We start from the raw sequence: 10364 nt of genomic DNA on the forward strand, positions 1-10364 counted from the left end.
GACTTAGCCCTGTACAATACAGAACTAAATCCTTTGCTTAAATTAATTGTCTAACTTTTTGGGGTCAGTACATTTCTCCAACTCTTCTCTTTTTAATACAAATTATTTTGATTTGACTGGCTTGTCTTGAGCTGTTTGTAAGGCTGTAGCAATGGTATCTGCATACAATTTAGCTCCTGCTTCAATTTTACTATTGTCACTTCCGAAATGAACTTGGTCTGTCCCAGTCCAAATTTCTGGATGTTCCTTAGCAACTTGATTCCAATCTGCTATCGTGATGTAAGGAGTCTTCTCTGCTAATTCTCTCATATAGGCAGCAGCCTTCTCAACGCTTGCATAGGTCTCTTTTGTCTTATCTCCTTCATAAGGAGTCACCAAAACCATGTGGTGGCCCTTAGGAAGATTTTTCACAATACTATCCCAGTCTTCCTTGTAATTTTCAGGATTATTCACGCCTGTTGCAATAATCACCATCTTTGGTAGAAATTTATTCTGGCTATTATTTAGCATGATTTCATTGGCAGTCTTGGTTGTTCTGCTGACCTGCGCGTTAATCTGTGCTCCAGGAAGGGCTGTCTGCAGGGCTGTATTTGCCCTTAAAGCCACCGAGTCACCAATTAGCATAGTGCCATCAGCAATTCCTAAACTATCAGCTTCTGCTCGTTCTGCCATCAACTTTGTCTGACCAATATTTGTTTCAGCTTGCTTCAATCCATTGACAGTCAAGTCTGTCTCAAAGGCTCCCACTTGTGGAGCCATCAAAGTCACTAAAAAGACAATGAAGGCCAAGATTCCTGTACTTGCAGCAAGGATTGTGTGAATATGAGGCAAGGGACGAAGAGTTTGTAAAATAGGTGTATCCTTTCCTTCAATCCAAGGTTCCAACACATAAAATGATAGGCTGGCAAAGCCATAAGAAAAAATCAAAGTCAGTAACACAGCAAAAAGATTTGATGTCAACTGTGAGAAAATAATGTAGAAAGGCCAATGGAAGAGATAAACCGCATAACTAGTATCTGCTAAAAAACTAATAATCTTTGGCTCCTGTACGTTAGGAGTCTTTTCATGTAAGACACGCGCTGCCAATATCATAGCAAGAGCTGCAAGACTGGCAAGCAAGAAGCCTATAAGATAGGCAAAAAAATAAGTGAATTTGACAAAGAAGGTCAAAATGAGTAAGAAGCCAAAACCTCCTCCCAAAACTAAAAGGGTCTTGCGTAAATCCCAAATTTTATCCAACTGCTTGACGAGGGAAGTCGTCTGACGAACGCCTACAATAGTTGCTAGGATACTTCCCAAAAAGAATGGATAGACATGAGTTAAACTGGAGAAGTAAACAGAGGAATAAGAGGTCACTAGAAAACTACCAATAAACATGGAGAAGAAACTAATCAAGAAGGCAGCAGTTGATAAGAGAAAAACCATCCCTCTCAACTGACCATTTGACCTAGACTGCTTGGATAAGAACCAAACTGCCAACCCCCAAAGAATATAGTAGTGCACCTCAACAGCCAGACTCCAATTATGAACAAACAAATGAGGAATGAACTGAGATTCATAACTCCCACCTGTTAGGAGCTCATAGAAGTTGGTCATGAAGCCTAAAACACCCGCAATCTGACCCCCAATTCCAGCCACATAATCTTGGCGAACCAAGAAAGTAAAAGGCATGGTCACCAAGACCATCAACACCACAGGTGGCACAATCCGATAAAAGCGTCTCCTAAAAAATCCTATCAAGTCAATCTCATGATTTTTAGAAAATTCTTCGATGAGTAAAGCCGTAATCAGGAAGCCTGAAAATGTGAAAAAGACATCTACCCCGAAAAATCCTCCAGGAAAGATGGTCTGAAAGAAATGATATAAGAGTACCAAAAGTAAACCTGTAATCCTAATCAAGGAAAACCATTTAATGCGCATACGAGTTTATTCTCCCTTTCATTATACACTTTATTCTATCAAAAAAAGAAGAAAAATCCCAAGAGAAAACTTAGGATTTTTAGCTTATATCAATTCCATTTTAAAAGTTACGGCCTGATTTATTATAGCCATATTTTTCAACAAAATACTCACGAAATTCCAAAAGATTGTCATCCATGATGGCTTGGCGCACTTGCTTCATCAGGTTAAGCAAGAAGTAAAGGTTATGGTAGCTAGTCAAGCGGATACCGAAGGTTTCATCAGCCTTGAGCAGGTGACGAAGGTAGGCGCGTGTATAGTTCTTACATGTGTAGCAATCACATTCAGGATCTAGTGGCGTAAAGTCCTCAGCAAACTGAGCATTTTTGACAACCAAACGTCCCTGACTGGTCATACAAGTCCCATTACGAGCGATACGAGTCGGCAAGACACAGTCAAACATATCCACCCCACGAATAACCCCATCAATCAAGCTATCTGGCGCTCCCACTCCCATCAGGTAGCGAGGTTTGTTTTCAGGAAGGAGCTGGGTTGTAAAGTCCAAGACGGCATTCATTTCTTCGTGGGTTTCTCCCACTGCCAAGCCACCGATAGAGTAGCCTGGGAAATCCATGCTGACAAGGTCCCGAGCCGATTGGCGACGCAGGTCTTCAAATCCTGCTCCCTGCACAATTCCAAACAAACCTTGGTCATGCGGACGACGGTGAGCCTTCAAACCGCGTTCAGCCCAACGGCTGGTACGCTCGATTGATTTCTTAACGTAGTCGTAAGGTTGGTAAAACTGAGGACATTCATCAAAAGACATCATGATATCTGAGCCCAGATTGTTCTGAATAGAGATGGCCTTCTCTGGAGACAAGAACATCTTAGAACCATTGAGATGGTTTTTAAAGGTTACCCCTTCTTCTGTGATATTACGGCTATCTGCTAGAGAATAAACCTGAAAACCACCACTATCTGTCAAGATTGGTTGATCCCAATTCATGAACTTGTGAAGACCACCTGCGCGTGCGATGAGTTCATCTCCAGGACGAAGCCAGAGATGATAGGTGTTCGACAGAATAATTCCCGAACCCATCTCCTTCAATTCTTCAGGTGACTGAGTTTTGACAGTGGCTTGTGTACCAACTGGCATAAACATAGGTGTCGGAAAGGTACCGTGGGGAGTGATGATTTCTCCCAGACGAGCTCCCGTGTGTTTTTCTTTCTTAATCAAACGATATTTGATTGGTGAATCTGACATTTTTTACCTCCGAAGCTGGGAAAGACAGTCCCAGTTCATACTTTGTGCCCAAGGGCATACTGTATGATTTTATCAAAAAAAGCAGGAACTGTCACGAACTATGGTATAATGAGAGAATGAAATACCCAAAAATTGATTTAAAAACCGTTCGTCTGCAAGCCAGACAATTTCAGGCTGAAAATCCCCGCCTCTTTCTCGTCTATCTCTTACCTAGCATACTGCTCATCTTATCTGGCTTCCTCAATCCCTTAGAGCGCATCAACGAGAGTGTTTTAGAACAACCCTTTTTTAGCGTGCTCGGCCATGTATTCCAAGCCTACCTTTTTCCACTATTAGTCTCCTTTATCGGAGCTATTCTTCTAACCAGTTCAGTTTATACAACGCTGAAACTCATCAAGAATCCTGATACAGAACTATCCGTCAAAAATAGTCTCGCACTCTTTAACGAAGAGCACTTTTCACAAACCTTTTTGACTCTCCTTCTCAAACGCTTCTACCTCTTCTTATGGAGCATTCCTAGCTTGCTTGGGATTTACTTCCTCTTTTACAGTAGCTTTTTAGCAAAGAAATTCGTTGCAATCCATCCTGAATTTCCCAATCTGGATCTCACGTCAGTTGAAACTGAGCGTTTCCTCATGACCTTTGGTCTTTACGTTCTAGCAAGTATTTTCTTGATGATTATAGGAAATAGTCTCTATATTCCACAATACTATGCTTATTCGCAGGTAGAATTTCTCCTTTGTGACACCCTAGACTTGGGACAAGCCAAACCAGGACAAATCCTTAAAACCAGCCGTTTCATGATGAAAGGTTACAAGTTTCAGCGTTTTATCCTAGACTTACAACTCCTTCCTTGGTATTTCCTCAATTGGATTACCTTTGGGATTGCTAGTTTCTCACTCCTACCCTACATTCAAATTAATAAAATGATTTTTTACCGAGCAGTATTGGCTCGAAAACGTCCAAAAGCTTGAAGGTTGTTCCCTCAAGCTTTTTCTATCAATGAGTTTCTCCGCCTACCAACTTGAGATCCTGATCCCCATATTCGATAATAGCGCGGATTGCCACTTCTATCCCTCGCCGAATATCCACTAAACTCATAGCTGGAGTTGTCGGTCGATTCACCACCTGTTCCATCATATAAGGAATGTGCATAAAACCTGCCTTAACATGTGGAAATTTCTTTTCTACCAAATAGAGGGCCTGATACATCAAATGATTGCAGACAAAAGTCCCTGCAGTATTGGAAACAGAGGCCGGTAAGCCCTCTTTTTTTATAGCTTGAACCATCGCTTTAATAGGCAAACTACTAAAGTAGGCCGGAGCACCATCCACTCGAATGGGAAGATCAATCGGCTGATTACCTTCGTTATCAGGAATGCGTGCATCGTCTTGATTAATGGCTACTCGCTCAGGTGTCAAGCTAGACCTTCCACCTGCTTGGCCGATACAAAGGATAAAGTCAGGTTGATAACGGTTCATTTCTTCTTCCAATACTTGGGCCGATTTGTGAAAGACTGTCGGCACTTCTAGGCAACGGACCTCAGCACCATGGATTTCAGCTGGTAAACCTTTAATGGCCTCCAAAGCTGGATTAACCTTTTCCCCTCCAAAGGGCTCAAAACCTGTCACTAATACTTTCATTTCTAACTCCTCAAAACAAATTCAATGAGACTTTTTTCTTAAAAACAAGTATAACATATTTATTTACTAAACGGCTGAGTTCTGTTCTTTCAGACTCTGTTAAGATACTTTCCATCTCTTGCTTAACCTTGATATACTGCAGAGGTGGATTCACCACTAATTGCTCCTTAGCATACTTCGTAGCCTCTACCAACACTTCCCGCTGATTTTCAGGATTACGATGACGCTCCACCAAACCTTCCTTTTCCAGAATTTTGAAATGTCGGGTCAAAGCAGCCTGATCAATCTTCAAATTTCCATTCATATTGATACTCAATGAAAGTCAAAGAGCTAACTAGCAAGCTATCCGTAGGTTGCTCAAAGCACAGCTTTGAGGTTGCAGATAAAACTGACGTGGTTTGAAGAGATTTTCGAAGAGTATGACAAAGAAAAAACGAACGAGAATCGCTTTCTATCACGAAAGCTAAATCTCATTCGTCAAAATGATATTACCAAGTCTGGTTTATCCATTCATTGAAACGTGAACATGGTCATAGTGGTTTTCTGTCACGCTACCACGGTCTGGCATTGGGTTCCAAGTATTAGCTGGTCCATATTTGCTATCGAATGGAGCATAGAAACGTTGTTTCCAGATAATATAACTAATTCCACGGCTGGCCATGTTTTGAATAGCGTATTCCGCAATCTTGTCCCCTAGTTCTGAGCTTTCTGGTACCATAAAATCGATAGCCAACCCTTTTCCGTGATCTCCACTGTCTCCTGGACGGTAACCACTAAAGGATGTGATGCCAAACAAGTTAGCAATTTCTTCTTTAAAGGCAGCTGTTTGTGGTTGAAGGCCTGCATTTTCAGATTTTGCTACTGCAAGTCCAGCATAATCAGGCGCAGCTGGAGCTGCGTAAGTTGTTGAAACTGGTTTCGTCTCTTCTGGTTGATAAGTCGAAACTGCTGGTGTAGCTTCTTTTGATGATGCTTCTTTTGCTTCTTCTGAACTTGTTGCAGTTGTTTCGGTTGCTTTTTCTTCTACTGGCGCTGTAGTTGCTTCTACTGCTGATTCAGCTTGAGGACTTGCTTGTGCTTCCTGCTTCTCAGCTTGAGGGCTTGCTTGTGTTTCTTGCTTCTCAGCTTGAGGGCTTGCTTGTGTTTCTTGCTTCTCAGCTTGAGTCGTTGCCTGAGGAGCTGCTTCTGCAACTACATTGCTTGTTTCGGCTGTTTGCTCTTCTGGGACAGAAGTTCCTGTAGATGGTGCCACTTCTTCTGCAGTAGCAACTGTCTCTGCAACTTCTGAACTTGTTGCCACTTCTTTTGTTCTTGTAGTTTCTACTGCTTTTGGTGCTTCTACAATCGGTTGAGAAAGGTCTGCAACCTGAACAGTTTGATCATCAACCGTTACTTGATTGGTTGTCAAATCTGCTGTCGCAGTTGTTACTTCTTCACTAGAATCTACTTGAGGTGTTTGGATTTCAACTTCCGTTACTTCCTCGACTTCATTGACAGTCGTTGTCAAAACGGTTTCTGGGAAAATCAAGTCCATATTAGTGATTTTATTCAAATTCGCAAGAACTGTGACATCTACACCCAGGGCTTCTGCAATGGTGCTCAAGGTATCACCATACTGAACGGTATAACTTGTTTTGTTATCCGTTTTAGTCAAATCGTTTTTGATTTGCTCAACACTACGTGCAGTCCAAAGAACTTCTTCTGCTTGAGTTGCTAATACTGGGGCAAATGACAAGGCTACTGTTGAGGCTAATAATATTCTTTTCTTCATTCTTTCAAATTCCTTTCAAATGAGTACCTGTCTATGATAACACAAAAAATGTAGAAAAAAAGCCCTCTCGGGCCTATTTAACAGAACTGTCTATCCCTTGTAACAAACTCGATTACTTGAAATAGTTTGTTAGGTCTCTGTCACAAAACTGACACAATATTTTTATCACTTAACCTTAAAAATAAGAGGAATATCTTCTAATGCTTGAATCCTGTAATTGCCTTCATAAGACGCCTCTAAAAAGTTGATGCTTTGAATCCCACTATTCTGGGCAAATTCCACATCCAGAGTTCGATCCCCTATATAATAAGTCTTCTCAGAATCCAACTGATACTTGTCTAACAGATAGGTAGCTGCTTCTGAACTAGGTTTACGCGCAAAACCACTTTGATTGGTTAGAATCTCTGTAAAATAGGACTCCAACCCCAAATCTCTGAGAATGGTAAGAGCATTATCTCCCTTATGAGTGTAAACAAACTGCTGAATTCCTGATTCCTCTGCCCAAGCTAGCACATCACGCGCACCTGGCATCAAAACTACCTGAGCATTCTTCTCAGCCAGACTCTGGGCACGCACCTGATTTAACACTGCCACATCCATCTTTCTCTCTTCTGCCACCTGCACAAGCAAATCCTGAACAGAATACTTGAGAATAAACTCCCTCACCTTCCCTTTATCATAAGGAATAGCAAACTGACCAAAAGTTTCCTCAATCCCTGACAAAATCGCTTCGTAAGAATCCAATAAAGTCCCGTCTAAATCCCAAATAAAAGCTGTTTTTTGCATTTCCTATCCTTTCAAGCTCATATAACGCTGGTAACGGTAACGTAGAAATAACCAACGAAAACCATTATCCAAAAGGGTTCCGGCCCAAATACCGGGCAAGCCCCAACCAAGCACAATCCCCATCAGATATCCCGTTCCAATGCGGATACACCACATTCCTATACTTGTCGCATAAAAGGGAAGCCGAGCATTGCCCAAACCCTGCCAGACTGCTGTATAGATGACTGTTCCTATCGTCATAGGAGTACCAAGTAGTGAAAACAGTGTCACTAGAACACTAGCCTCAACCGCTAGAGGATCAGGCGTATAGAGATGAGTTAGTGGTACACCCAAGGCATAGATACTGAAGGTCAAAGGCAACATGAGGACCAGAGAAAGCCAAAAAGTTCGCTTGCTCAAATTAGCTACTTTTTTCCAATTATCCTCCCCAACTGCTCGGGCCACCATCATGACCGTTGCAGTAGCGACGCCAAAGGCAGGCATATAGTTAAACTGGGTCAAGACTTCTCCGACTGCATTTCCAGCCACCGCCTCCGTTCCAAAAGAAACAACCAAGGCAATGATCACGACATCTCCAGCCCTCATCATGAGCCTCTCTCCAGCTGCTGGCAACGCTAAGGTCAATAGTTCCTTATCTAAACCAAAAGTCGGTTTCTCAAAAGGCAACTTTAATTGCGACCATAAAATCACAAGACCTACCAAACGAGACAGAATTGTCCCCCAAGCAACACCAGCTATCCCCATATCCAGAACAAAAATAGCTAGACTTGAAAAAAGAATATTCAAGGCATTGGATAAAAGACTAACATAGAGAGGCAGACGTGGATTATGCGTTGCACGAATCAAGGCACCCAGACTGGTCATCAAGCCCAAAAGAACAATCGATCCGCCTACCAAGGATAGGTAGAGTCCACCACTCTCAGCTACATCTCTCTCCGTCCCCAAAAATCCTATCATCTCTTTCCCAGCGAAGATGGACAAAAATCCTAAAAGGAAACTTAATAGTAAGGTAATCTTCAAGGACTCAGTCACATGATAGGCTAGCATAGATTGATCCTTCTGCCCCAAACTTTTTGAAATAACACTGGAAATAGCAGCTCCCAGAGCGATGAAAATCGCCTGGTAAATCGTGATAATATTGCCAGCTACTGATACACCCGAAATAGCTATCAAGCCCAAGTGGGCTACCAGATAACTGTCCACCATTCCCATGAGCATCTGCAAAAAGTTTTCGCCCATAGCTGGCAAGGCAATATTAAGAATGTCTTTATTTTTCTTAAACAATCCTTCCTCCTGATGAAAAGAAACTCAGTTGGTTTCCCAACCGAGTTTACTCCCTCTGTCTTAAAGTCCTAGATAAGCCTCAACCGCTACTTGCATGTCTGTTGCTGCAACAGTTGTCTTATGACGAACAGGAGCTGTTTCAAGCCCGTCAACTGCTGGCGGCACTGCCACTCCTGAAATATCATGTAATTGAGCCAAAGCTTCAAAGTCGCCAAGCCCTGATTTTCCAGTTACAGCTTCTACTGCAACCACTGGGAACTTGTATGGACTCGCTGTTGAAGCAATCACTGTCTTAGTCACATCGCCAGTAGCCGCTTGGTATTTCTTATAAACTGCCGAGGCAACCGCCGTATGTGGATCCTCGATATAAGAATCTGCCTCATAAACACGCTTGATTTCTGCTGCCGTTTCTTCCTCAGTCGCATATTCAGCTGCAAAGAGATTAAGAATCTCTGCATCAAAGTCTGTCAACTCATATTGTCCTTGCTTGTTCAAGGCATTCATAAGTTCAGCTGTTTTAACCGCATCATTACCCAAAAGGTGGAAAATGAGACGCTCCAAGTTTGAAGATACCAAGATATCCATAGATGGGCTAGTTGTTACCTTAAACTCACGTTTCTTATCGTAAACACGTGTCTTGAAGAAGTCTGTCAAAACATTGTTATCATTTGAAGCACAGATCAATTTACCAACTGGTAAGCCGATTTGTTTGGCATAAAAAGCAGCCAAGATATTTCCAAAGTTTCCTGTTGGTACGGTAAAGTTGATCTGTTCACCAGCCACAATCTCACCAGTCTTAACTAACTGAGCATAGGCATAAACATAATAAACAATCTGTGGCACCAAACGACCAATATTCATAGAGTTTGCAGATGAAAATTGCAACTTGTTAGCCGCTAATCTTTCACGAAGAACTACGTCGTTAAACATGTGCTTCACATTTGTTTGCGCATCGTCAAAGTTACCATCAATAGCGATAACATGAGTATTGTCGCCAGTCTGAGTGGTCATTTGCAACTCTTGTACCTTGCTGACACCATCCTTTGGATAAAAGACGATAATCTCAGTACCAGGTACATCCGCAAATCCTGCCATAGCAGCTTTCCCCGTGTCACCAGATGTCGCTGTCAAGATGACAATCTTGTTCTCCAAACCATGTTTCTTAGCAGCTGTTGTCATAAAGTATGGCAAAATAGACAAGGCCATATCCTTAAAGGCAATTGTTGAACCATGGAAAAGTTCCAAGTTATATTGTCCGTCTAATTTCACTAATGGCGCGATAGCAGGAGTATCAAATTTGCTATCGTAGGCATTGTTGATACAGTAATCCAACTCCTCAGCTGTAAAGTCATCTAAAAATGCCGACAAAACTAACTTAGCAACTTCCTGATAAGAAGCATCTTTCAATTTGTCAAAGTCCAAATCTACCTTTGGATAAGTAAGCGGTGCAAACAAACCACCATCCGTCGCCAAACCTTGCAAAATAGCTTGGCTAGCAGTTACTGTATTGTTGGCATCACGCGTTGATTGATAAACTAATGTCATTACTCTCTATCCTTTATCTATAGTCTCATCCATTATATCATGATTTTTCAGAAAATTCTCCTTTTATAAGAGAAATTATAGGCCCAATTCTTCTTGGTAACTTCTCAAAGTAACTTCCACTTGCCTGACCAAAGTGGAAATTAGTCTAAAACGGATTTTTATGGTGGAATT

At 41.8% G+C, this 10364-nt stretch carries 8 protein-coding genes and 1 pseudogene; 1 reads left to right on the forward strand and 8 read right to left on the reverse strand.

The window, feature by feature from the left end; genetic code table 11:
- Positions 1 to 102 precede the first annotated feature (102 nt).
- On the reverse strand, positions 103 to 1920 hold the full coding sequence (locus QP439_RS08320; RefSeq protein ID WP_285389451.1) for an acyltransferase family protein: 1818 nt from the start codon (positions 1918 to 1920) through the stop codon (positions 103 to 105).
- 100 nt (positions 1921 to 2020) lie between these two features.
- Positions 2021 to 3163 carry a tRNA guanosine(34) transglycosylase Tgt gene (gene tgt, locus QP439_RS08325; protein ID WP_285389454.1) on the reverse strand — a complete coding sequence of 381 codons (1143 nt, stop codon included), beginning with the start codon at positions 3161 to 3163 and terminating at the stop codon, positions 2021 to 2023.
- 116 nt (positions 3164 to 3279) lie between these two features.
- Here tgt and QP439_RS08330 point away from each other — a divergent pair, with 116 nt between their 5' ends.
- On the forward strand, positions 3280 to 4137 hold the full coding sequence (locus QP439_RS08330) for a DUF975 family protein (RefSeq protein WP_285389457.1): 858 nt from the start codon (positions 3280 to 3282) through the stop codon (positions 4135 to 4137).
- A 25-nt stretch (positions 4138 to 4162) separates the two neighbouring features.
- Here QP439_RS08330 and pcp read toward each other — a convergent pair whose 3' ends face one another.
- The 6 genes and pseudogenes from pcp to thrC form a co-directional block, all read right to left on the reverse strand.
- Positions 4163 to 4807, reverse strand: a complete 645-nt coding sequence (gene pcp / locus QP439_RS08335) for a pyroglutamyl-peptidase I (RefSeq protein ID WP_261046547.1) — start codon at positions 4805 to 4807, stop codon at positions 4163 to 4165.
- A gap of 10 nt (positions 4808 to 4817) precedes the next feature.
- Positions 4818 to 5099 (reverse strand): annotated as a pseudogene (locus QP439_RS08340) (MarR family winged helix-turn-helix transcriptional regulator); the annotation flags it as partial.
- 210 nt (positions 5100 to 5309) lie between these two features.
- Positions 5310 to 6578, reverse strand: a complete 1269-nt coding sequence (locus QP439_RS08345; RefSeq protein WP_285389463.1) for a LysM peptidoglycan-binding domain-containing protein — start codon at positions 6576 to 6578, stop codon at positions 5310 to 5312.
- A gap of 165 nt (positions 6579 to 6743) precedes the next feature.
- The gene (locus tag QP439_RS08350; RefSeq protein ID WP_285389465.1) at positions 6744 to 7364 is read right to left on the reverse strand and encodes an HAD family hydrolase; all 621 of its coding nucleotides are present in this window, start codon (positions 7362 to 7364) and stop codon (positions 6744 to 6746) included.
- A gap of 3 nt (positions 7365 to 7367) precedes the next feature.
- Positions 7368 to 8648, reverse strand: a complete 1281-nt coding sequence (locus QP439_RS08355) for an MATE family efflux transporter (RefSeq protein WP_285389467.1) — start codon at positions 8646 to 8648, stop codon at positions 7368 to 7370.
- A gap of 60 nt (positions 8649 to 8708) precedes the next feature.
- Complete coding sequence (thrC, locus tag QP439_RS08360; RefSeq protein ID WP_285389469.1) at positions 8709 to 10193, reverse strand: threonine synthase; 1485 nt, start codon at positions 10191 to 10193, stop codon at positions 8709 to 8711.
- Between the last annotated feature and the right edge of the window lie 171 nt (positions 10194 to 10364).

The sequence above is a fragment of the Streptococcus sp. UMB1203 genome, assembly GCF_030217725.1.
GTDB lineage: Bacteria > Bacillota > Bacilli > Lactobacillales > Streptococcaceae > Streptococcus.

Coding starts and splice junctions, on each gene's coding strand:
- QP439_RS08320 (WP_285389451.1), bottom strand. CDS start 1,920: ATGCGCATTAAATGGTTTTCCTTGATTAGGATTACAGGTTTACTTTTG.
- tgt (WP_285389454.1), bottom strand. CDS start 3,163: ATGTCAGATTCACCAATCAAATATCGTTTGATTAAGAAAGAAAAACAC.
- QP439_RS08330 (WP_285389457.1), top strand. CDS start 3,280: ATGAAATACCCAAAAATTGATTTAAAAACCGTTCGTCTGCAAGCCAGA.
- pcp (WP_261046547.1), bottom strand. CDS start 4,807: ATGAAAGTATTAGTGACAGGTTTTGAGCCCTTTGGAGGGGAAAAGGTT.
- QP439_RS08345 (WP_285389463.1), bottom strand. CDS start 6,578: ATGAAGAAAAGAATATTATTAGCCTCAACAGTAGCCTTGTCATTTGCC.
- QP439_RS08350 (WP_285389465.1), bottom strand. CDS start 7,364: ATGCAAAAAACAGCTTTTATTTGGGATTTAGACGGGACTTTATTGGAT.
- thrC (WP_285389469.1), bottom strand. CDS start 10,193: ATGACATTAGTTTATCAATCAACGCGTGATGCCAACAATACAGTAACT.